The 21,610-nt window shown below is 64.1% G+C and carries 23 protein-coding genes and 2 riboswitches; of the genes, 10 read left to right on the top strand and 13 right to left on the bottom strand.

All coding sequences use genetic code 11. The features are described 5' to 3' along the window. Window positions 1-18 precede the first annotated feature (18 nt). The 5 genes from H8S62_RS14365 to H8S62_RS14385 all read right to left on the bottom strand — a co-directional run bounded on the left by H8S62_RS14365 (window position 19) and on the right by H8S62_RS14385 (window position 2,319). Complete coding sequence (locus tag H8S62_RS14365) at window positions 19-573, bottom strand: hypothetical protein (RefSeq protein ID WP_243141883.1); 555 nt, start codon at window positions 571-573, stop codon at window positions 19-21. Then, window positions 557-973, bottom strand: a complete 417-nt coding sequence (locus H8S62_RS14370; RefSeq protein WP_155149863.1) for a DUF4430 domain-containing protein — start codon at window positions 971-973, stop codon at window positions 557-559. The genes H8S62_RS14365 and H8S62_RS14370 overlap by 17 nt, the downstream gene beginning before the upstream one ends. Window positions 974-1,201: 228 nt before the next feature. Next, window positions 1,202-1,456: a spore coat protein gene (locus H8S62_RS14375; protein WP_155149861.1), complete on the bottom strand. Its 255-nt coding sequence runs from the start codon at window positions 1,454-1,456 to the stop codon at window positions 1,202-1,204. A gap of 18 nt (window positions 1,457-1,474) precedes the next feature. After that, complete coding sequence (locus H8S62_RS14380; RefSeq protein WP_155149859.1) at window positions 1,475-1,660, bottom strand: spore coat protein; 186 nt, start codon at window positions 1,658-1,660, stop codon at window positions 1,475-1,477. 83 nt (window positions 1,661-1,743) lie between these two features. Continuing rightward, complete coding sequence (locus tag H8S62_RS14385; RefSeq protein ID WP_155149856.1) at window positions 1,744-2,319, bottom strand: hypothetical protein; 576 nt, start codon at window positions 2,317-2,319, stop codon at window positions 1,744-1,746. Between the two features lie 188 nt (window positions 2,320-2,507). Here H8S62_RS14385 and H8S62_RS14390 point away from each other — a divergent pair, with 188 nt between their 5' ends. From H8S62_RS14390 to H8S62_RS14415, 6 genes are all read left to right on the top strand, one after another. Further along, the gene (locus tag H8S62_RS14390; protein ID WP_186919976.1) at window positions 2,508-3,170 is read left to right on the top strand and encodes a hypothetical protein; all 663 of its coding nucleotides are present in this window, start codon (window positions 2,508-2,510) and stop codon (window positions 3,168-3,170) included. Between the two features lie 365 nt (window positions 3,171-3,535). Then, on the top strand, window positions 3,536-4,858 hold the full coding sequence (locus tag H8S62_RS14395) for an HD-GYP domain-containing protein (RefSeq protein ID WP_186919977.1): 1,323 nt from the start codon (window positions 3,536-3,538) through the stop codon (window positions 4,856-4,858). After that, window positions 4,852-5,412: a DUF5317 domain-containing protein gene (locus H8S62_RS14400; protein WP_186919979.1), complete on the top strand. Its 561-nt coding sequence runs from the start codon at window positions 4,852-4,854 to the stop codon at window positions 5,410-5,412. The genes H8S62_RS14395 and H8S62_RS14400 overlap by 7 nt, the downstream gene beginning before the upstream one ends. Before the next feature lie 366 nt (window positions 5,413-5,778). Next, window positions 5,779-7,278 carry a ribosomal protection-like ABC-F family protein gene (gene abc-f, locus H8S62_RS14405; RefSeq protein ID WP_186919980.1) on the top strand — a complete coding sequence of 500 codons (1,500 nt, stop codon included), beginning with the start codon at window positions 5,779-5,781 and terminating at the stop codon, window positions 7,276-7,278. After that, the gene (locus tag H8S62_RS14410; RefSeq protein WP_155149847.1) at window positions 7,271-7,945 is read left to right on the top strand and encodes a class I SAM-dependent methyltransferase; all 675 of its coding nucleotides are present in this window, start codon (window positions 7,271-7,273) and stop codon (window positions 7,943-7,945) included. The genes abc-f and H8S62_RS14410 overlap by 8 nt, the downstream gene beginning before the upstream one ends. 11 nt (window positions 7,946-7,956) lie before the next feature. Then, window positions 7,957-8,721, top strand: a complete 765-nt coding sequence (locus tag H8S62_RS14415) for an alpha/beta fold hydrolase (protein ID WP_186919982.1) — start codon at window positions 7,957-7,959, stop codon at window positions 8,719-8,721. A gap of 61 nt (window positions 8,722-8,782) precedes the next feature. Here the strand turns inward: H8S62_RS14415 and lpdA are convergent, their stop codons facing one another. From lpdA to gcvT, 5 genes are all read right to left on the bottom strand, one after another. Next, window positions 8,783-10,129, bottom strand: a complete 1,347-nt coding sequence (lpdA, locus tag H8S62_RS14420; RefSeq protein WP_186919983.1) for a dihydrolipoyl dehydrogenase — start codon at window positions 10,127-10,129, stop codon at window positions 8,783-8,785. A gap of 63 nt (window positions 10,130-10,192) precedes the next feature. Then, complete coding sequence (gcvPB, locus tag H8S62_RS14425; protein WP_186919985.1) at window positions 10,193-11,626, bottom strand: aminomethyl-transferring glycine dehydrogenase subunit GcvPB; 1,434 nt, start codon at window positions 11,624-11,626, stop codon at window positions 10,193-10,195. Further along, entirely contained in the window at window positions 11,623-12,942 is a 1,320-nt protein-coding gene (gene gcvPA / locus H8S62_RS14430; protein ID WP_155149839.1) for an aminomethyl-transferring glycine dehydrogenase subunit GcvPA, read from the bottom strand. The genes gcvPB and gcvPA overlap by 4 nt, the downstream gene beginning before the upstream one ends. Window positions 12,943-13,019: 77 nt before the next feature. After that, the gene (gcvH, locus tag H8S62_RS14435; RefSeq protein ID WP_186919987.1) at window positions 13,020-13,400 is read right to left on the bottom strand and encodes a glycine cleavage system protein GcvH; all 381 of its coding nucleotides are present in this window, start codon (window positions 13,398-13,400) and stop codon (window positions 13,020-13,022) included. 104 nt (window positions 13,401-13,504) lie between these two features. Continuing rightward, the gene (gene gcvT / locus H8S62_RS14440; protein ID WP_186920061.1) at window positions 13,505-14,581 is read right to left on the bottom strand and encodes a glycine cleavage system aminomethyltransferase GcvT; all 1,077 of its coding nucleotides are present in this window, start codon (window positions 14,579-14,581) and stop codon (window positions 13,505-13,507) included. A gap of 117 nt (window positions 14,582-14,698) precedes the next feature. Continuing rightward, a riboswitch (glycine riboswitch) is annotated at window positions 14,699-14,790 on the bottom strand. Further along, window positions 14,791-14,932: riboswitch (glycine riboswitch) on the bottom strand. A 205-nt stretch (window positions 14,933-15,137) separates the two neighbouring features. On the opposite strand from gcvT, the gene H8S62_RS14445 reads away from it, so the two are divergent. From H8S62_RS14445 to H8S62_RS14455, 3 genes are read left to right on the top strand one after another with little or no spacing between them, the layout of a single operon-like run. Continuing rightward, window positions 15,138-15,497 carry a BlaI/MecI/CopY family transcriptional regulator gene (locus tag H8S62_RS14445; protein ID WP_155149832.1) on the top strand — a complete coding sequence of 120 codons (360 nt, stop codon included), beginning with the start codon at window positions 15,138-15,140 and terminating at the stop codon, window positions 15,495-15,497. Window positions 15,498-15,504: 7 nt separating this feature from the next. After that, entirely contained in the window at window positions 15,505-17,223 is a 1,719-nt protein-coding gene (locus tag H8S62_RS14450; RefSeq protein ID WP_186919989.1) for a M56 family metallopeptidase, read from the top strand. 12 nt (window positions 17,224-17,235) lie between these two features. Then, entirely contained in the window at window positions 17,236-18,090 is an 855-nt protein-coding gene (locus tag H8S62_RS14455) for a hypothetical protein (protein ID WP_186919990.1), read from the top strand. Window positions 18,091-18,294: 204 nt separating this feature from the next. On the opposite strand, the gene H8S62_RS14460 is transcribed toward H8S62_RS14455, so the two are convergent. The 3 genes from H8S62_RS14460 to alr form a co-directional block, all read right to left on the bottom strand. Continuing rightward, the gene (locus H8S62_RS14460) at window positions 18,295-18,840 is read right to left on the bottom strand and encodes a hypothetical protein (RefSeq protein WP_155149825.1); all 546 of its coding nucleotides are present in this window, start codon (window positions 18,838-18,840) and stop codon (window positions 18,295-18,297) included. Between the two features lie 116 nt (window positions 18,841-18,956). Then, window positions 18,957-19,322: a type II toxin-antitoxin system PemK/MazF family toxin gene (locus tag H8S62_RS14465; RefSeq protein WP_173023879.1), complete on the bottom strand. Its 366-nt coding sequence runs from the start codon at window positions 19,320-19,322 to the stop codon at window positions 18,957-18,959. A gap of 503 nt (window positions 19,323-19,825) precedes the next feature. Next, window positions 19,826-20,968, bottom strand: a complete 1,143-nt coding sequence (alr, locus tag H8S62_RS14470) for an alanine racemase (protein ID WP_186919992.1) — start codon at window positions 20,966-20,968, stop codon at window positions 19,826-19,828. A gap of 202 nt (window positions 20,969-21,170) precedes the next feature. Between alr and H8S62_RS14475 the strand changes: the two genes are divergently transcribed. Then, window positions 21,171-21,563 carry a hypothetical protein gene (locus tag H8S62_RS14475; protein WP_186919993.1) on the top strand — a complete coding sequence of 131 codons (393 nt, stop codon included), beginning with the start codon at window positions 21,171-21,173 and terminating at the stop codon, window positions 21,561-21,563. Window positions 21,564-21,610: the final 47 nt, after the last annotated feature.

A 21,610-nucleotide genomic window follows, 5' to 3' on the forward strand; every position in this document is an offset into this window, starting at 1 on the left:
CGCTTTCACAGCCTGATGTCACGTAATCAGCCCCACCTGCCTGGAGAGCCTGGTCAGCACCTTCCGGCAGGGCGCGAAGAGCACCAGCGCCATGACGAAATTCCCCGCGCAGTGGAGCGCGTCATAGGGGATTCCCATGACCCACCAGCTCACGGCGAAGGCCCAGCCCCCCGCGGCCCAGTAGACCAGGGCGTTGAGCGCGCCGAAGCAGAGCCCGAAGGCCCCCGACAGGACGGCCCAGCCCACACCGGACTCCATCCCCCGCAGCAGCCACGCCAGCAGGGCCAGGACGGCCCAGACGTACAGGTAGCTGATGGTCCAGTAGTTGAAGCCCCAAACCATGCACTCCAGCGCCACGTATATGTAGATGGGGTACAGCGCCCGCCGCCCGAAGACCACGGTATACACCATCACCAGCAGCGACACCGGCTCGATGTTGGGCAGCCACGCCATCGCCATCTTGGCCACAAAGAGCACCGCGCCCAGCAGGGCCAGCACCACGACGCCCCTGACGTCAAGCCGGCCGCTTCCGCCGGGCAGACCGCCCTGGTGCGGATCAGACGTCGAAATCATAGCCCACCGTGAATGTAAGCTCGTAGTGCTCCCCGTCGGCGATGGGCTGCTGATCCGCGCCCAGCATAACCGTCTCGCCGCCCTTGGTGACGCACCACCACTCCTGTTTGCCCTCGTCCGCGGTCTCGCCGTCGGCGGTGAGGATGTAGAGCCCGTAGTCGCCCTGGTTGTCCTCCACCACCTTGCCCTCCACCAGGGCGCCGCCCAGGTATTCGGCCTCGGTGGAGAGCTTGAATTCCCTGCTGGTCCCGTCGCCGTGGACCACCTCGACCACGATGCTCTTGCCCCCGGCCTGGGGCGCGGGCTTCATGGCAAAATAGAGCGCCAGGCAGCCGATCAGCACTGCGGCCAGCACCGCCAGGGCGATGAGCGTGCCTTTTTTGCTTTTCTTCGCTTCCATCTTCTTTCCTCCTTAGGTCTGTGTCAAAACAGTGCGGATATTGTAACACAATCCGCGTCCGGAAACAATATCCACCCGCTAAAAAGGCCGGGATAAAAACCGTACAGAGGGCCCCGGCAATCCGAAAGGATCTGCCGGGGCCCTCTGCGCGGCTTCAAGCCGGATTCTTCGGGGCGAAAGCGCAATTCTGTCCAGCCGGGCGGCGGGCCGCACGACTGGACAGCGCGTTTACTGGGGCTTCTGGTTGGAGAACTTCTGGTAGGCGGTGCTGACCTTGCTCTCGGGGGCCTGCTCCACCTGGTACCAGCCCTTCTGCTGGGCGGCCTTGAAGAGGTCGGTCTGGGTCTGGTGGCCCTGGTTGAAAATCTTCAGATACTCGTCCCGCAGCTGGACGTTCACGCACTCGGAGGCAAAGGTGTCGTAGTTGGAGCTCATCTTCTTCTCCGACAGAATGAGGTCTGTAATCCGTTCCTGGTCGTTCATGTTCCTTTTCCTCCCTTTTTACTTCAGGTAGTTCAGCAGGCAGTCGTAGTTCTGCTTGTGCTGGTCGGCGTACTGCTGGAAGCAGGGCTTCAGATCGGCGTCGGTGCACTCCTGAACGGCGGCCTGATACTTGCAGCACAGTACCTTTTCGAAGTTCAGCTGGTCGGAAATGCCGGCCAGCTCTTTGCTGGTAAGGTTAGCCATGGTACTCACTCCTTTAAAAGTTTTGCATGGCTAGTATGTCCCCCGCCATTGCCTTTATTCGCCATTTGAAAAAGAATCGTGTTTCAATCCCGCTCCTGCCTGGGACACCCCTTCTGGTTAAAGCGAAACACCGCGTACACCCGCCCGTTTATCTCCTCCAGGCGGGCGAAGCAGAAGAGGGGCGTCAGCGGAAACGGCCTGTTGAACTCGTAGGCCAGCGCCAGGTCGAAGCCGCCCTCCCGCCGCCGCACCAGCGCCCCGGTCAGTCCGGCGGCGGACTGGACCAGCAGCCGGTCCCCCAGCAGCCGCCCCGGCGCGCTCTCCAGGCGCCAGCCCTGGGGGGCGTGCTGCCGGGACGGCGGCGTCTGGGGCTGTCCGTCTCCCTGCCGGAAGGCGAAGGCCAGTTCCGCCGTGCCCCCCGTAACCGGCCAGAGTCCCCGCCTGCTCAGCTCATTCACCGTCAGTGTCCGCCGCAGCCGCAGCATACCGCCCTCAGGCATGAAGGTGCCCAGCAGAAACTTTTCGCCCGCGCCGGTGAGATAGGCCTTATAGAGGCCCCGGCCGTCCTCGGGCCGCTCGGCCTCAAACGCAACCCGGCCGCCCTCCTCCCGCATGAGAAGGCGGCCCCCCGCCTGCCCCAGTTGAAAACGCTCCTCCATACCGTTCACCCCTCGTCTCTTCCATCCTATGCGCCGCCGCCCCGGCACATACAGGGACTGGTAAATTTGCTATATTTAATGCCATAATTCGCTTTTTTTCGTTTTTTTGCTGTTACTCCTTGCGCGTGGGGATTGGAGTTAGTATAATGAGAAAATGAGAATTGACCATTTTCGGTTAGGAGGCAGCCATGGATCAGCTTGTCCCGTCCATTTCATCCGAGGAAGCGGCCTGGAAAGCGCTCACAGAGCAGCTTCCAGGCATTTTAAACGTGGAATTCGTCGTCTCTTCCGGCGTCATCCGTGAGGTCCATGTGCTCTCCGACCACTCCCGGACCCCCAAGCAGATTGTCCGTGACATCCAGTCCGCCCTGCTGGCCCGGTTCCAGCTCACCCTGGACCACCGCATCATCAGCGTGGCCCAGATTCCCGGACTGCCCGGGCTGGACAGCCGCAGGCTCATCTGCGACCATCTGGAGCTCTCCACCGGCCGGACCGAGCTTCAGGCCTCGGTCACTCTCCGGCTGGAGGACCGGCTCCGCACCGGCGTCGCCTGCTCCGACCTCTCCGCCTCCGGCCGTTCCCGGGCCATCGCCCAGGCGGCTGTGGAGGCCATCAACCAATTTCTCGCCTCCGGCTGCCGCTTCCGTGTGGAGGAGGCCCGGCAGCTCCCCATGAACAGCCAAACGGCCGTCCTGGTTGGCCTGCGGCTGGAGACCGCCGGCCGCCCCGAGTCCCTGCTGGGGGCCTGCTACCAGGGGGAGGACCCCAACCTCTCGGTGGCCCTGGCGGCGCTGGACGCCGTCAACCGGCGGATTCTGGCGCTCCCCTTTGCGGACGGGGAGGCCGTCTAGCACACCCCTTATCTTTGTTAGCGAAGCGGATATGGCCTGTCTCAAGCGAGTGACAGAGTACTCACAAGGAGGCCGTATTCCATGAATAAGGCGAAGTTTTTTGCCGCGATTACATCCCTGGCATCCCTGCTCCTGGCCGGCGGCGCGTTCTTCACCCTCCGCTGACCCCCGCGCCCCGAAACGCCCAGCGGCGTTTCGGGGCTCACTACTCCGCTCTATGGATGATTTTTTCACGTCAAATGAAGCGACTCCATCCGGCGTTCCCCGCCGTCTGCCGTCATACCCAGGCAGCGCGGCAGCGGGTGGAGACCGGCGCACGCTGCATTCGACTTGACGTAATACCCATGATTTGTTTGGAGGCTTCTATGCGCCCTGTTTCAAAGTGCTATACAATGCTGACCGGTCTGCTGGGCCTGGGCATCACCGTCTGGGCCGTTTGGGCCCTCTTTATCGACGGACCCATCGCCTGGTCGGCCCAGAATATCGGCACCTTCCTGCTTCTGCTCTTTCTCTGCTGGCTGTGCTGCTGCCTCCCCATCTATATCCGGCAGGACTGTACAGTGGACCTCTCTTTCATCAGCATTCTGGCCTCCGCCCTTCTGCTGGGGCCGGAGGCGGCCGTGCTGATCAGTGTCGTCTCCTTCCCCCTCGTGGTGGTCCCCGCCCCGGACGGCGGCGGCTATCAGCATATTTTCAACACCAGCCCCCTTAAAACCCTCTTCAACATCGGCTGTCACGCCCTCTCCTACTGGGCGGGCGGCCTGGCCTACTACCTGGTGGGCGGCGTCCCCGGGGACATCACCCTCCCCGGCATGCTCCTGCCCGCCGCCCTCTTCATTCTGGCGGCCATGGCGGTTAATGCGGTCCTGATGCTCCTCTTTTTCTCGCTGGAGTATCACACCAAATTCTATCCCGCCATCTTCCAGATGTTTCTCAGCCTCCTGCCCAGCGTGGCCTGCGCCGCGCCCATCGGCTATTTTCTCTCCCTCCTCCTCCAGACCTCCGCCGGTATCTGGGTGGCTCTGCTCTTTATGCTGCCTCTGCTGCTGGCCCGGTACTCCTTCAAGCTCTTCCTCTCGGCCAAGCAGCAGCAGTACAGCATGGTGAAGGCCTTCACCGCCGCGCTGGAGGCCAAGGACACCTACACCAAGGGCCACTCCAGCCGGGTGGGCGTCTACGCGGTGCGCATCGCGGAGGAGATGAAGCTCTCCCCCAAGCTGGTCCAGCGGCTCCAGACCGGGGCCATCTTCCACGATATCGGCAAGATCGGCATCCCCGACGCCATCCTCCAGAAGCCCGCCGCCCTCACGGCTGAGGAGCGGGCGGTCATCCAGACCCATCCCGCCACCGGCGTGGAGATTCTCCGCAACATCGACCTCTTCCAGGACATCATCGAGCTGGTCCGCCACCACCACGAGCGCTACGACGGCGGCGGCTATCCCGACGGGACCGCGGGCGGTGAGCTCCCTCTGGAGGTCTATATTCTCGGCGCGGCCGACGCCTACGACGCCATCACCAGCGAGCGGCCCTACTGCCACGGCCGTTCCCCCCAGGTTGCCGCCCAGATTCTCCGGGAAGAGGCGGGCAGGCAGTTCCACCCCGAGGTGGCCGAGGTGGCCGCCACCCTGGCCGAGTCCGGCGCACTGGCCCGCTGTGTGGAGGAACCGTCCGAGGTGGCCCTATGCTGATACTGGGCGGGCTTCTCGCCCTCGCCGTGGGTTGGTATGCCGGCGGGCGGCTCTCCCGGTTCGAGGGGGCCGGGCTGCGTCTCCTGCTCCTGCCCGTCCTGGCCCTGGCGCTCCAGCGGGCGGCGGCCCTCTTTTCGCCCGAGCCTTACAGCATCTGGGGCTGGACCCTTCTCCCCGCTTCCTATCTGCTGCTCTTCGCCTTTCTCTGGTTTAACCGGCATCTGCGCAAGACCGCCCTCCTGATGGGGCTGGGGAGCCTGTGCAATCTGGCGGTCATCGCCGTCAACGGCTGGCGGATGCCCGTCGCCCGCAGCGCTCTGGCCGTCCTCTCTCCGGAGGGCGCCGCCTCTCTGCTGGCGGGCCGGGTGCCCATGTACTGCGCGGCGGGCGGCAGGACCCGCCTGCTCTTCCTGGGCGATATCTTCTACTGCCCCATCCCCTTCTTCCAAGGCTTCGCCAGCGTGGGGGATATTCTGCTGGCTCTGGGCCTCTTTTTCGGCCTGATGGCCGTCATGAACCCGGAACGGCTGCCCCGCTGGCTGAAAGCCGGTTGACAAACCCGCCGGATTTGGTTATACTGTCCTCAGATATCATGAGATTGGAGTTGGGAAGATGCGCAAATAAGCTCACTGTTTTGTGAATACGCCAAGCGCGGCCTCACCGGGGCCGTTGGTTTGTCGTGTATTCCGGCAGGAGGGCATATTTGCAATTCTTCCCTACTTTTATACCCTTTTCATGTCTGCAGGGTCTTTCTGAACCGTTTGGGGCAGCCACCGGTTCAGAGTCCCCTCTTCAGGCTGCTGAAACCGGGGCGTAGGGAGCTGTCTTCCTGCGCTCCGGTTTTTTTTGTACCCTTTTTCACATCCAAAGGCGCTTTGCGGGGCTGTCCCCCCTCCATCCCACACATTGAGGTGATTCCCATGTCTCTTATCAACGTCTCCAATCTCACATTTGCCTATGAGGGCAGCTACGACAACGTCTTTGAAAACGTCTCCTTCCAGCTGGACACCGACTGGCGCCTCGGCCTGGTGGGCCGCAACGGCCGGGGCAAGACCACCCTTCTCAACCTCCTCCAGGGGAAGTACGAGTACGCGGGCGCCATCTCCGCCTCCCTCCGCTTCGACTACTTCCCCTTCCCGGTAGAGGATAAGTCACGTCTCACCATGGAAATCCTGGAAGCCCTGGACCCGGACCTGGAGAGCTGGCGCATCTACAGGGAGCTCTCCGCATTGGAGGTGGACGAGGGCGTGCTCTGCCGCCCCTATTCCACCCTATCCGGCGGCGAGCAGACCAAGGTCCTCCTCGCCGCCCTCTTCCTGCGCCCCGGCAATTTCCTCCTCATCGACGAGCCCACCAACCACCTGGACCTGGAGGGCCGGCGGGTGGTGAGCGCCTATCTGCGCAAAAAGAACGGCTTTATCCTGGTCTCCCACGACCGCGCCTTCCTGGACGGCTGCGTGGACCATATCCTCTCCATCAACAAGCTGGACATCCAGGTCCGCCAGGGGAACTTCTCCACCTGGTGGCGGGAGAAGGAGCGCCGGGACGACTGGGAGCGCGCCGAGAACGAGAAGCTCAAGCGTGACATCTCCCGGCTGGACGCCGCCGCCCGCCGCACCGCCGGCTGGTCCGACGCGGTGGAGGCCACCAAGTATGGCTCCCGCAACTCCGGCCTCCGCCCGGACCGGGGCTTCATCGGTCACAAGTCCGCCAAGATGATGAAGCGGTCCAAGGCGGTGGAGGCCCGGCGGCAGGAGGCGGCGGAGGAAAAGCGGGATCTTTTGAAGAATATCGAGCTCACCGAGGAGCTGAAGCTCCACCCCCTCGCCCACCCCAAGGCCCGGCTGGTGGAGGCCGCAGACCTGGCCCCAGCCTACGGCGGCGTTCAGAGCTGCAAGGGTGTTTCCTTTACAGTGATGCAGGGTGACCGGGTGGCCCTCACGGGGCGGAACGGAACCGGCAAGTCCAGCCTGCTCAGGCTCTGCCAGGGCGAGGACGTCCCCCACACTGGGACCATCTCCCTTGCCTCCGGCCTCATTCTCTCCGTGGTGCCCCAGGACTCCTCCTTTCTCCGCGGAAGCCTCTCCGATTTCGCCGCCGGGAGCGGCATCGACGAGAGCCTCTTCAAAACCATCCTGCGCAAGCTGGACTTCTCCCGGGTCCAGTTCGAGAAGGACATGGCGGACTACAGCGCGGGCCAGAAAAAGAAGGTCCTCCTGGCCCGGAGCCTCTGCCAGTCCGCCCACCTGTATATCTGGGACGAACCGCTGAACTATATTGACATCTTCTCCCGGATGCAGCTTGAGACCCTCCTGCGGGAGTACCGGCCCACTATGCTGCTGGTGGAACACGACAGGGATTTTCTGGAGCGCCTGGCCACCAAAACCGTCCTGTTGGAGCGGAGGGCGACGTATGAGTGAAACGCTGGAGGAAATGGCCTCCTTTTTTGACGCGCGCTGCGAGTGTTACGACAAGGTCCACACCGCCGGCATCGACGGCGGCGCGGAGAGCAAGCGGGTGCCAGCCCTCTGCCTGCCGCCGCACACCCGTACCCTTCTGGATCTGGGCGTCGGTACCGGCCTGGAACTGGAGGCCGTCTTCACCCGCTTCCCCGACGTCCGGGTGACCGGGCTGGATATCTCGTCCCATATGCTGCACAAGCTGCTGGAGAAGTATCCCGGCAGGTCCATTGAGCTTCATCAGGTCAGCTATCTGGACTGTGACCTGGGGAGCGCACGGTACGACGCTGCCCTGTCCGTCATGTCCTTCCACCACTATGACCACGCCGTCAAACGCGCCCTCTACCGCCGGATTCGCCGGGCGCTGAAGCCGGGCGGCGTCTATGTGGAGTGCGACTATATGATCTCCGCCCATGAGTGCCCGGACCCCCAGGCCGTGGAGGATGAGCTCTTTGCCGCATACCGGCGGATCAGGCGGCAGCAGGGCCTGGACGACGCGCGGGAGTACCATTTCGACACCCCCTGCACCGTTGCAAACCAAATCCGCCTGCTGCGCTCGGCGGGCTTCTCCCAGGTGAGGGAGGTCTGGCGGCGGAAGAACACGGTCCTTCTGACCGCGGCGATATAAGGAGTGAGATCATGAGCTATTTTCAGTGTGAACACAGAAGCGTTTATTACGAGGAGACCGGCGCCGGCGCGCCCCTGCTGCTGCTCCACGGAAACGCCGCCTCATCCAATATGTTCTATGAGATTGCAAAGCGGTACGAGGGTCAGCGCCGCGTGATTCTGATCGATTTCCTGGGCCACGGCCGGTCCGACCGGCTTGCCGCCCTCCCCAGCGACCTCTGGTTTTATGAGGCGGAGCAGGTCCTCGCCCTCCTGCGGGAAAAGCAGTATGGAAAGGTCGATATCGTCGGGACCAGCGGCGGCGCGCTGGTGGCCGTCAATGTGGCGCTGGAGGCCCCGGAGCTGGTGGGCCGGCTGATCGCCGACAGCTTTGAGGGGGAACGGGCGGTCAGGGCTTTTACCGAAAACCTGAAGCTGGACAGAGAGCGCTCCAAGCGGGATGAGAACGCAAGGCTGTTCTACCGCTATATGCACGGCGAGGACTGGGAGCGCGTGGTGGACAGCGATACCGACGCCATTCTCAGGCATGAGCGGGAGATCGGCGCGTTCTTTCACAGGAGTCTGCGCTCACTCCGGCCGGAAATCCTGCTGACGGGCAGCGCCGAGGACGAATACGCCTGCGCCGGGGACCCCGCCTATTTCGAGAAGGTCTACGGCAGGATGCTCTCCGAGATGGGGCACGGTGAAATGCACCTCTTCCCGTCGGGCGGGCATCCGGCCATGCTCTCGAACCAAGAGGCCTTTTACCGGCTCAGTACGGCGTTTTTTGCGTCATAACCGGCACCGGGTCGGCTGAAACGAAAAAGGCGGTGCATTCCGATGGAATGCACCGCCTTTTTCAGTCTAAACTCAGAATTTCGCTGACAGTCGGGTGGGGAAACACGGTTCTCTCGATCTGCGCCTCGGTGAGACCGCCCACGATGGCTGCGGTGAGGCCGCCGATCATCTCGGCAGCGTGGGGACACATGAGCTGCGCGCCCACCAGAACGCCGGACGCCCTGTCGAAGACCAGCTTGGCAAAGCCCCGCTCCGCCCCCTCCACCACGGACTTTCCGTTGGCGGAGGTGAGGGACTTGCGCACGATGACCTCCCTGTCCGCGGCCTTGGCCTCGTCGGCCGTGATACCCACGGCGGCGATCTCCGGATCGGTGAAGACGCAGGCGGGGATCAGGCTCAGGTCCTTGAGCCGCGGCGCGCCGAACATGGCGCGGACGGCGTTTTTCGCCTGATTTTCCGCCGCGTGGGCCAGCTGGATGCCGCCGAGCACCACGTCTCCCACGGCGTAAACCCCGGACAGCCCGGTCTCAAAGTCACTGTTGACCCGCAGGAACCCCCGCTCCGAGGGGACCTCGGCACCGGGGGCGAAGAGCTGCTCCGTCTCCGGCTTCCGGCCGGTGCAGACCAGCACACAGTCTGCGAAAACCCGAGCCTCCTGCTCCTTTTCCGTATAAAAACAGGTCAGACCGCCCTCATCCGCCTCTATTCTGCTCACACCGGCCCCAGTATGGACGCTGACGCCCCGTTTTTTCAGAATCATGGTGAGGTTCTGGCTGATTTCCCGGTCCATATTGTTTAAAATTCGGGGCAAAGCCTCCAAAATGGTGATTTCACGGCCCAAATCGCTGAATACCTGGGCAAATTCCACGCCGATGACGCCGCCGCCGATAATGACCAGCCGCCTCGCGTCCGCCCCCCGGCCCGCCAGCAGCTCGTCGCTGGTCACCACGCCGGGTAAATCCAGCCCGGGGATGGGGGGGCGGGCCGGGCGGGAGCCCGCGGCGATCAGAATACGGTCGGCGGTATACTCCCCGCCGTCCACACTCACCCGGCCGGGGCCCTCAACGCGGGCCGTCCCGCGGAGCAGCTCCACTTTCCCCCGCTTGAACAGGGCCTCGATGCCGCCCCGGAGACTGTCGGTCACCTCCCGTGTCCGGCGGTACATAGCCGCCGTGTCGCAGGATGCGCCGTCGGCGTGAATCCCCAGCTCCTGGCTGTGGGTGGCCAGGCGGTAGGTCCGGGCCGCCCGGAGCAGGGCCTTGGTGGGGATGCAGCCCCGGTTGAGGCAGGTGCCCCCCACCTCCCGGCGCTCGGCCACCGCCACGGTCTTGCCCAGCTTCGCCGCCTCCAGTGCGGCCACATAGCCGCCGGGACCCGCGCCGATAATAAAAAGGTCAAAATGAGTCAATGAACTGCCCTCCCGTTACAGAATTTAAGCCCGCGCCCTGTACAGACGCGCCCAACAGTCCGGTCAGGAGAACTCACAGCGCAGCTTGGGGCTGCGGGCGGCGGCCACCTCGTCGGGGCGGCCGATGGGTGTATTGTGTGGGGTGGACCGCACCGCCGCCGGGTCTGTCTTGGCCCGCTCCAGAATGGCGATGATGGCGTCGCAGGCGGCGTCCAGCGTCTCTTTGCTCTCGGTCTCGGTTGGCTCCACCATCAATGCCTCCTCCACAATCAGGGGGAAGTACATCGTGGGCGGGTGCATCCCCTCATCCAGCATGGCCTTGGCCACGTCCTTGGCGGTGACGCCGGTCTCCTTTTTCAGCTCGGAGAGGGTCATGACGAACTCGTGCATACACACCCCGTCGGTGGCAATCCTGCAGTGGGGGGCAATCCTCACCCGCATATAGTTGCTGTTCAGCACGGCCATCTGGCTGGCCTCCCGCATGCCGGCCTCTCCCAGGGTGCGCATATAGCACAGGGCCCGGAGGATCACCAGGAAATTGCCGTAGAACTCCTTCACGCTGCCGATGGACTGGGGGGCGTCCTCAAAGACATACCCCTCCGCCGACGCCGCCGCGTGGAATCTGGGCAGGAAGGGGGCGAGGATGTCCTTCGCGCCCACCGCGCCGGAGCCGGGGCCGCCGCCGCCGTGGGGAGTGGAGAAGGTCTTGTGGAGGTTGAGGTGGACCACATCGAAGCCCATATCGCCCGGGCGGGCCACCTCCATGACGGCGTTCAGGTTGGCACCGTCGTAATAGTTCAGGCCGCCCGCGTCGTGGACGATTTTCGTAATCTCCAGAATGTTCTTGTCAAAGAGGCCCACGGTGTTGGGGTTGGTGAGCATCAGGCCCGCCGTATCGGGGCCGACGGCGGCGCGCAGGGCGTCCAGATCCACACAGCCGTCCGGGCCGGAGGGCACGTTGACCACGGAGAAGCCGCACATGGCCGCCGAGGCGGGGTTGGTGCCGTGGGCGGAGTCGGGGACGATAATCCTGGTCCGGCCGGTATCCCCCCGGGACTTGTGATAGGCCTTGATGAGGAGCAGGCCGGTGAACTCCCCGTGGGCGCCGGCGGCAGGCTGGAAGGTCATAACGTCCATGCCGGTGACCTGGCAGAGGAGCTTCTCCGCCGTGACCAGCGCCTCCAGGCAGCCCTGGACGGTGTGGATGGGCTGAAGAGGGTGGACGCCGGTGAAGCCGGGCAGGGCGGCAATCTCCTCGTTGACCGCCGGGTTATACTTCATGGTGCAGGAGCCCAGGGGATAGAAGCCGTCGTTCACGCCGAAGACCTGACCGGCCAGCTCGGTATAGTGGCGGGAGAGGTCGATCTCGGCCACCTCGGGCAAATGCAGCGCCTGTCTTCTGGCAAAGTCCTCCGGCATGGGGCATTCGGGCACGTCGCACGCCGGGAGCAGGGCGCTGGAGCGTCCGGGGACGCTCCGCTCAAAAATCAATTTCATACCTGCGCCACCTCCCTGGCAATGGCCGCCACACGGTCCATGTCGGCCCTGGTGTTCTTCTCCGTGGCGCACCACAAAACGCCGCCCTCCACGCTCAGGCCGCCCAGAATGTCGGCCGCCTCCAGCCGGGCGAGCAGCTCCTCCGGCGGCACGGGGCAGGCCATCACAAACTCGTGGAAGAAGGGCGCTTCGGGATAGGCAAGTGTAAATCCGGGCACCTTGCCAAGCTCTGCGGCCAGATAGTGGGCCTTGGCATAGCACTGCGAAGCCGCCTCGCGCAGTCCCCCGGGCCCCATGGCGGAGAGGTAGACGGCGGCGGTCATGGCGCAGAGCGCCTGGTTGGAGCAGACGTTAGAGGAGGCCTTCTCCCGGCGGATGTGCTGCTCACGGGCCTGGAGGGTCAGGACGAAGGCGCGGTTCCCCGCATCGTCGGTCGTCTCGCCCACGATGCGGCCGGGCAGCTTGCGGAAGAGGTCGTGGGTGGCGGCCATAAAGCCCAGGTAGGGCCCGCCGAAGCCCAGGGGCATTCCCAGGGGCTGCCCCTCCCCCACCGCGATATCCGCGCCGCACTCCCGGGGCGTCTTCAGCACCGCGGCGGCAATGGGGTTCACCCCCATGACGTACCTGGCCCCGGCGGCGTGGACCAGCCCGCCGGCTGCGGCGGCGTCCTCAATCACGCCGAAGTAGTTGGGCTGCTGGAGGTAGAAGCAGGCGTCGGTATCCTTCAGCGCCGCCTTGAGGGCATCCAGATCGGTGGCGCCGTCCCTGACGGGGATCACCTCCGCCGGCACGTCCGCGCCCTCGCAGTAGGTGCGGATGGTCTGGATGACCATGGGATGGGCCGCGCCCGAAATGAGCACCCGCCGCCGCTTGCGGTCCCGGCACATGGCGGCGGCCTCGGCGGCGGCGGACGCGCCGTCGTAGAGGGACGCGTTGGACACATCCATACCGGTGAGCTCGCAGATCATGGTCTGGTACTCGAAGATGGACTGGAGCACGCCCTGACTGATCTCCGCCTGGTAGGGCGTGTAGGCCGTGACGAACTCCTCCTTGGCGGTCACCCGCTTAACGATGGAGGGGATATAGTGGTCATAGGCCCCGGCGCCCCGGAAAACGGCGCCGAACACATGGTTTTTCGCGGCCATGGCGCGCAGCTCCCCGGCCGCCTCCAGCTCACTCACGCCGGGCGCGGCGTTTTCCCCGGTGAGGAGCATGTCGCGGGGGACGTCGCGGTACAGATCGTCCAGCGTGCTCACGCCCACCGCGGCGAGCATCTCGGCGCGCTGGGCGGGGGTGGATGGGACGTAGCTACCCATTGCAATCTCTTCCCTTCTCAGTCAGATATTGGTCGCTTGGGGGATAGGCCCCGGCAAGGGACCGGCGTCCTGCCGCATCAATGCCCCTGGGCGCAGAAGACCTCATAGGCGGCGGCGTCCATCAGCTCGCCGAACTCGGACACGTCCTCCACCGCCACCAGCCAGGCCTCGTAGGGGGACTCGTTGATAAGCTGGGGCGCGTCCAGCAGCTCCTCGTTCACGGCGGAGACGGTGCCGGACAGAGGGCTGTAGACGTCGGAGACCGCCTTGACGCTCTCCACATCGCAGAAGCTGTCGCCAATCTCCATGGAGTCGCCCGCCTCGGGCAGATTCACGAAGACCAGGTCGCCCAGTTCACTCTGGGCAAAGTCGGTCAGGCCCACCCTCACGGTGCCGTCGGGCAGCTTCTGGACCCACTCATGGGACTCGGAATAGCTCAGCTCTTTCGGGAAATTCATCATAATACCTCCATAATTTGTGATTTGTCTCAGGCCTTGTTTGATAAATGGCAATAAGCCCAACGCCGCGGGACCGCCCGACGCCCTCGCCGGACGGGGCGCTTTTATTTGGGCGCCTTATAAAACGGCAGGGGGACCAGCTCGGCGGCCACCCGGCGTGAACGGACCTCCACCTCCACGGCGGTGCCGGGGGCGGACACGTCCCGCTCCACATAGGCCATGGCGCAGCCCACGCCCAGGGTGGGGCAGTGGGTGCCGGAGGTGGTCTCCCCCACGAGGCGATCGCCGATGAAGACGCTCTCATGCTCCCGGACGATGCCGCGGCCCGTGACCTTCAGGCCCACGCGGACCCTGGCGGGCTCCCCCGCCTCCAGCAGGGCGGTCTTGCCGATGAAATCCTCCTTATCCAGCTTCACCGCGAAGCCCAGCCCGGCGGTGATGGGGTCGATCTCCGCCGAGAGCTCGTGCCCATAGAGCGGCATGGCCGCCTCCAGCCGGAGGGTGTCCCGGCAGCCCAGGCCGCAGGGCTGGGCCCCGGCGGAGAGCAGGGTGTCCCACACCCGCTCCGCGTCGTCGGGCAGCATATACAGCTCATAGCCGAACTCGCCGGTATACCCCGTGCGGGAGATCAGGCTGTGGGTGTTCTCAAAGCCCACATACTCGGAGAAGGTATAGTACTTATCCGGCAGCAGCTCGGGGTGGACCAGGCGCTCCATGATGGCCCGCGCGCCCGGCCCCTGGAGGGCAATCTGGGCCACCTTGTCGGAGATGTCGCTCAGGCGCACGTCCCCCGTCAGGTGCTCCTGTATCCAGGCCACGTCCTTATCCTTGTTGGCGGCGTTGAGGACCAGCATGAATTTGTCCGTGTCCCGGCGGTAGACGATCAGATCGTCCACCGTGCCGCCGTTGTCGTAGAGCATCAGAGCGTACCGGCAGGAGCCCAGCTTCAAATCGGCAAAGCGGTTGGTGAGCAGATGCTCCAGGTTCCTGACCGCGTCGGGCCCCTCCAGCAGGACCTCGCCCATGTGGGACACGTCGAATATGCCGGCGCGCTCCCGGACGGCCCTGTGCTCGGCGATGACCCCGGCGGGGTACTGCACCGGCAGCAGATAACCGGCAAAGGGGACCATCTTCCCCCCAAGGGCAACATGCTTTTCGTAGAGGGGTGTTTTCTTCTCCATCAAAATCTTTCCTCCCTTTCATCCCGGCGGGCGGCCTGACCGCTCCCGGCTGCGCGTCTATGATTGCCGTGGGGCATTGTGAAAAAAGAGACAATAAAACGGGGCGTGCAGACGAACTCTGCACGCCCCGTCATAGACCTGAAAGATTCTCCCGCAAGCGCGGGATTGCTTCTTCGGTGCCGCGCGGACCGCGCGGCTCTTCGGAGTTTTGTCCAATACCGGTCCTTTTGCCTGAGAGATTTCGCGCTCCCCTTCGGCTCCACGATTTTTCGCGCTACGGCGGCTGTGCGGCGAACCCTGACTCCTCTGCACGCCTTCGCGCTTTTTCGCAGCATCTCCCGGTACCATCATCCAAGTATTCACTTTTCTAAGTCCAGTATATGGGCTTCCCCACCAGAAGTCAACCTTTTTTCAGATAGTTTGAAATTGTTTCAAATTACCCTTGACACTGACGTTCTATCGCAGTAGAATGACCGTAGATTCTATTGCAATAGAACGAGCCGTCCCGGGCAGGGGGCCCCCTGCCCGCGGCCGGCGAAAAAGGAGCGTTGCCAATATGGAAATCAAGCTGTTTGACTCCGAGCGCAAGGTGATGGAGCAGCTCTGGGACAAGGGCGACCGCACGGCCAAGGAGCTGGCCGACAACCTGGGCGCCCTGGTGGGCTGGAGTAAGACCACCACCTATACCGTCATCAAGAAATGCATCGACAAGGGGGCAATCTCCCGCAGCGACCCCGGCTTCCTCTGCAGGGCGCTGGTGAGCCGGGAAGAGGTCCGGGAGCAGGAGACCAACGAGCTCATCGACAAGATGTACGGCGGCTCCGCCGACCGGCTGGTGGCCTCCCTGCTGGGGAGCAAGAAGCTCTCGGTTGACGAGATCTCCCACTTAAAAAAGCTGATTGAGGAATTGGAGTGAGATTGATATGCTGTCTCTCCTGGAAATGAGCGTGACCGGCGGCATCCTCATCGCCGTCATCGTCATAGCACGGGCGCTGGGAATCAACAAGCTGCCCAAAAAGGCGTTTCTCGTCCTCTGGGCGGTGGCGCTGTGCCGGCTCATCCTCCCCTTCTCGCTCCCCTCCCCCGCCAGCGTCTACTCCGTGGCGGAGCAGGCCGGGGTCACGGTGCGCCGGCCCGGCGTGCTTCTCTCCCAGGCCGCGCCCGCCGGAGGACAGGGCGGCGCGGAGGTCCCCGCCGCCCTGATCGTCTGGGGCGCGGTGGCCCTGCTGTTCGCCGCGCTGTTTCTCATCGTCCATCTGCGCGCCCGCAGGAATTACCGCGTCTCCCTCCCCGTGGAAGACCCCTTTGTGGCCGGCTGGCTGGAACAGCACCGCCTCCGCCGCCCGGTGCAGGTGCGCTACTCCGACCAGACCACCGCCCCCTTCACCTACGGGGTGCTCTGGCCCGTTATTCTGCTGCCCAAGAGCATGGACCGGAGCGACGAGACCCGGCTGGGCTTCATCCTCTCCCATGAGATGGCCCACATCCGCCGGTTCGACGCCTTTTGGAAATGGGTGCTGGCCGCCGTGCTGTGCCTGCACTGGTTCAACCCCCTGGTGTGGGTGATGTATGTGCTGGCCAACCGGGACCTGGAGCTCTCCTGCGACGAGAGCGTGCTGCGGGAGAGCGGCCGGGACGCCCGCGCCCCTTACGCCCTCACCCTGGTGGGGCTGGAGGAGAAGCGCACCCACTTTATGCCCCTGGCCAGCAGCTTCTCCAAAAACGCCCTGGAAGAAAGGATCACTGCGATTATGAAAATTAAAAAAACCACCATTGCGGGCATTGCCGCCGCCCTGGCGCTGGTGGTGGCGGTGACCACCGTGTTTGCCACCAACGCCGCGCCCAAAAGCACCGGCGGCATCCCCGCCCCCAGTCCCAGCGCCAGCGTCTCCCCCTCGCCCAGCCCCTCTGCAGCGCCCGGCGGCCCGCTCGCCAAGGTGCCGGGCGGCGTGGCCGAGATCAAGGACAGGCCGGGCCCCGTCGTGACCAACGGCACCGGAGAGGGCGGGGATGACAACTACCCCACCGCCTATACCAAGGCCCAGTACGACCTGGTGATCTCCACCCTCAAGTTCGAGGGCTATGAGAAGATGTCCATTGCCGAGTTCAACCGCAAGATCAACGCCGCGTTCAACAGCGACGGGTATTGGGACGAGGGCGGCGTCGGCCGCGCCTACGAGACGGTCATGATGTTCCTGGAGAGCACGGACCCCAACGCCCCCTTCCTGCTCAACACCGTCCAGGCCTCCCAGGACGAGTACAACGCCAGGACCGAGGAGGTCTACAGCGACAAACGGGTGGACCCGGATTTCCGGGGCACCGCAGAGGTCTACCGCGAGGACGACATCTACGGCGACACCGTCCGCAGGCAAATCGCCACCGCCAACTATACCTTCACCTACCGCATCCTGGACCAGGATAAGCTGACCGTGGAGGCCCGGGACCAGTTCCTCCAGAACGTGATGCAGGGCGCACAGGATTATCTCAACGGCAAAACCCCCGGCGAGCTGCTGGACGACAAGGACGGCGAGGCCCACTTCAAGACCGCCCTGGAGGCCGCCGGAAAGGCCGCGGCCACCAGCTATATCGAGTTCACCGGCTGCGAGGTGGACTACTACGACGCCTTTGATTCCTATTGGTAAAAAGGAGAAATCATGAAACGTAAAAACTGGATACTGGCGGGGGTCCTGCTGGTCGTGCTGGTCTCCCTGGCCACCGTCGCGGCCTACGCCGCCGCGGGCACGCCCGCCCCGGCGCCAGCCGTCTCAACGGCGCCGGGGACCACCGAAACCGCCGCCCCAAAGGCCCCCTCCCCCTCCCCTGCGCAGACGCGCCTCACCGCCCCCGCGGGGGCGTCCGCCAGGGTCATCGAGAGCAGCCGCGACTGGGACGACGCCGATTACAAGACCAGAATGCAGTATACCCAGGCGGACTACGAACTGCTGGCCTCCCTCCGGCCGGAGGGCTATCTGGACATGAGCGTGGAGGCGTTCAACCGCGCCGTCTTCGACTGGACCAACGAGGAGGGCTACCACGCCCTGGACGAACCCCTGATGCGGCTCTCCTGCACACTGAAGGAGGACGATCCCCTCTATTCGTTCCTGAATACCACCCTCTCCTACTCCAGGCACGAGTGCAGCCTCAAGCACTACAATGCCTGCGCACAGAAGGAGTACCCTTCAAACGACGGCACGGCCAAGTATGAGAAGTACGGGGATATCTACGGCGACAAGGTGCTGGTAGCCGGCGGCTACGCCGAGTATTCCTACCACTACCGCATCAAGGACGAGAGCGGGCTCACCGTCCGGGAGCGGGACGCATTCTTCCAGTCCATCGACGACGGTGTGCAGTCCTTCCTGGACCGGCAGACCGAGGAGGCCCTCAAGAACGAGAAGGCCATGGACACCGCCCTGGCCGACGAGATGGACGCCCTGGTGAAGTCCCTGGCCACTGACCGCATCGAGGTCGTCAGCGGCAGCACCTACTACTACTGGGAGCGTATGTGGTAATCAACACCGGCTGCTTTTGTGCCGCCCCCAGCTTTGGCTCATCAGACAAGGAGAGCCGGAAAACCTTGACTTAACAAGGTTTTCCGGCTCTCCAATCTGTTTTCTGCCGGGGTGGCGGACATACCCGCGCCATGGACATAGTATTTCAGCGCACGGCCACAGAGTGGCCGTATGCGCGTAAAAAATAGCGTTTCATACTATTTTTTATGACACCGTGTACTCGCCGCGGACCATAACCTTCACCGCGTCCTGGGCGGTGAAGCCGCGCCCGGCGATGGTGGCCATGTAGAGATGATTTTTTACCAGGGCCTGTCCGTTTTCCAGGGTGCCGCCGCCGGTCATGTCGATAAAGCCGGGCGGGGTGTCGGTAAAGCAGACCGCGCTGCCCACCCGCAGCATGATCTCGCAGCCGATCCCGGCGGTGAGCTTCTGCCCGGCGGCCACGTCCACCACGGAAAAGGCCGCGGACTGGGCATCCCCGCCGGCGGCGGCGTTGAGCTTGTCCTCCATCTGCCCGGTGTAGGACTTGATGAGGTCGTTGAACTGGTTGGTCAGGGTCTGGCTCTGCTCGGTAACCTTGGCGTTCACCTGCTCCAGAATGGACGGGGTGGCCTTCTGATTGAGGTAGCTCAGCGACACCAGGGGGTCGTTCTGGGTTCCCTGCTGGCCCGCCGCCAGGGCCACGCCCAGCAGCGCGGCGGTCACCAGCGTGCCCGCCGCCAGGCGGGGCAGCCATTTGCCTTGTTTCATGGGGTTCCTCCTATGTATGTATCGATAGGTCGCTTCGGACTCGGAACACGCGGAAGCGGGACGGCTGCATATTACTATGTAGCCGCTCCCGGCTCCGCGCTGCCATTCTTGTTGCGCTAGACCAGCTGCTGCGTGTGGAGGCCGAAGCTCACCGCAATGGCGCTGTCTACCTTCTGCATCTGCTGGTCGTCCAGTCTTCCCATATGCTCTCTCAGCCGCTTTTTGTCCAGGGTGCGGATCTGTTCCAGCAGCACCACGGAATCCTTGGGCAGTCCGTAGTTCTTGGCAGAGAGCTCAATGTGGGTGGGAAGCCGGGCCTTGCCCGTCTGGGAGGTGATGGCCGCGGCGATCACAGTGGGGCTGTGCCGGTTGCCGGTGTCGTTTTGTACGATGAGGACCGGCCGGACCCCTCCCTGCTCGCTGCCCACCACGGGGCTCAGGTCGGCATAGAAAATGTCTCCACGTTTCACGCTGTTATCCACAAAAGCTCACACTCCGCGGTCAGATAGTCACCGGCGTCACGGCCCTTGGCGGGCCGTATCGCGGTCACTATGATTCTCCCACGGGGCGGCGGGATTTATACACAGCTCTGCAAAAAACCGGCAGACCTGCGGAGGCCCGCCGCCCGCCCGGACGGTTCTCCCCCGAACCAGTTTATGCAGGAAGCGCGCAGGCCGTGAGCAGGGGAGATAAGTTTGGAGCGGATGGGCGAAGCCTCGGACCGCCTCACGCCGGGCGGAGCGGGGCTTTGCCCGCAGCCGGAAAACTTATCGACCCGGCCGCGAGCGTGCCGGAGCGTGACAGGGAGAAGCGCGCAGGCCGTGAGCAGGGGAGATATGTCTGGAGCGGATGGGCGAAGCTCCGGGCCGCTCCACGCCGGGCGGAACGGGGCTTTGCCCGCAGCCGGGAAACTTATCGACCCGGCCGCGAGCGTGCCGGAGCGTGATAGGGAGAAGCGCGCAGACCCGGGCTCCGGCGATTCGGCTTACTCCAGGTACACCCGGGGGACGCGCTCGGAGATGGCGCAGAGCAGTTCGTACTGGATGGTGCCCGCACGGGCTGCGGCCTCCTCAATGGGCATGAGCGCCCCGCCCTCGTGACCGAAGACGGTGGCCACGTCCCCGGCCTTCACGCCGGGAATGTCGGTGACGTCCAGCATGCACATATCCATGCACACCCGGCCCACAACGCAGGCCCGTCTGCCGTGGACCAGCACCTCCAGGCCGTTGGAGCACAGCCGGGGCAGGCCGTCGGCATAGCCCACGGGGATTACGGCCAGCAGGCTGTCCCGTGCCAGGGCGCAGGTGCGGCCATAGCTGACGCAGGCCCCGGCGGGCATGGCCCGCACGGCGGCAATGCGGCTTTTGAGCTCCATCACGGGCCGGAGGCCGGGGCCGTCCAGCCCCGCGCAGGAGGGGGCGGGGTAGTGTCCGTAGAGGGCGAGGCCCGGGCGCACCATGTCCAGGTGGGTACAGGGATAGTTTAACACGGCGCCGCTGTTGGCGCAATGGCGGATCGCAAAGGTTACGCCCCGCTCCGCGAGCTGTTCCACCGCGGCCAGGAACCGGGTGAACTGGAGCATGGTGTACTCCTCGCTGCCGTCGGAGTCGGCGAAGTGGGTGAAAATTCCCTCATGGTCCAGGCCGGGCAGGGCGCAGGCCCGGGCCATCCGGGCAACGGAGTCCGCCATATGGGCCTCGTCGCACAGGAAGCCCAGACGGGACATGCCGGTATCGGCCTTAATGTGGATTTTCAGGGTCTTCCCCGCGGCCACCGCCGCCGCCGACAGGGCCTTCGCGGTCTCCAGGTCGGGGACGGTCTGGGTCAGGTTCAGGTCCAGCAGGTCGCCGGAGCGTTCGGCGGGCGTGTCGCCCAGAATGAGGATGGGGATTTTGACCCCGGCGGCCCGGAGCTCCGCCCCCTCGTCCACGCAGGCCACGGCCAGGTATTCCGCGCCCAGCCTCTCCAGGTGCCTCGCCACCCACACGGACCCGTTTCCGTAGGCGTTGGCCTTGACCACGCCCAAAAAGCGGCACCCCGGGGGCAGCATGGCCCGGAGGGCGCGGTAATTGTGTTCCAGATTGGAGAGGCTGATCTCTCTCCAGGTGCGGCTTTGAGCTGTCTCCATTGCGTTACCCTCTTAGAAATGAAATCAAATACAGGGTAGATTATATCATTAACCTGTTATAAAGGAAAGATTAATCTGTCGTTCATAATTTAGCAAAGATAATTGAAGGGAATGCCGTTATAATATGGATAGTCAAAGCGAGAAACAAATGATAATCCAAATAAGAATTGATTGACACGACTATTAATAGGAGGTATAAACTATGTTGGAAGAACTGGGTAAGGACCTGTGGAACGTGGCCCTGGCCGGCATCGGCGCCGTCGCCATCGTAGGCGAGAAGGCCTATGAATTCGGCAAGGTCTGCACCGCCAAGGGCGGCGAAACCCTGGAGAAGGGCAAGGCCGTCAGCGAGGATCTCAGGCGCAAGGGCGAGCAGATCGCTCAGGAGCGCCGCGAGAAGTACCGCCAGGAGGCTCTGGAGCGCCTGACCGCCGAGGAGCGCGACGCGCTTCGCGCCAAGCTGGCTGAGCTGGACGCCAAAGAGGCCGCCGACAGGGCCGCTCAGGCCGAGGCGGAGCGCATTGCGGCGGAGATGGCGGCGGAGGAGAAGAAGGTCATCGACTTCGAGCCCAAGGACGACCACTTCGAGGAGTAAGCCGTCCCCCCGCCGGGTAAGGTTTCAAGCGGACAGAGGCGGAGCGC

It is taken from the genome of Lawsonibacter faecis, from assembly GCF_014287675.1.
Taxonomy (GTDB): domain Bacteria; phylum Bacillota; class Clostridia; order Oscillospirales; family Oscillospiraceae; genus Pseudoflavonifractor; species Pseudoflavonifractor faecis.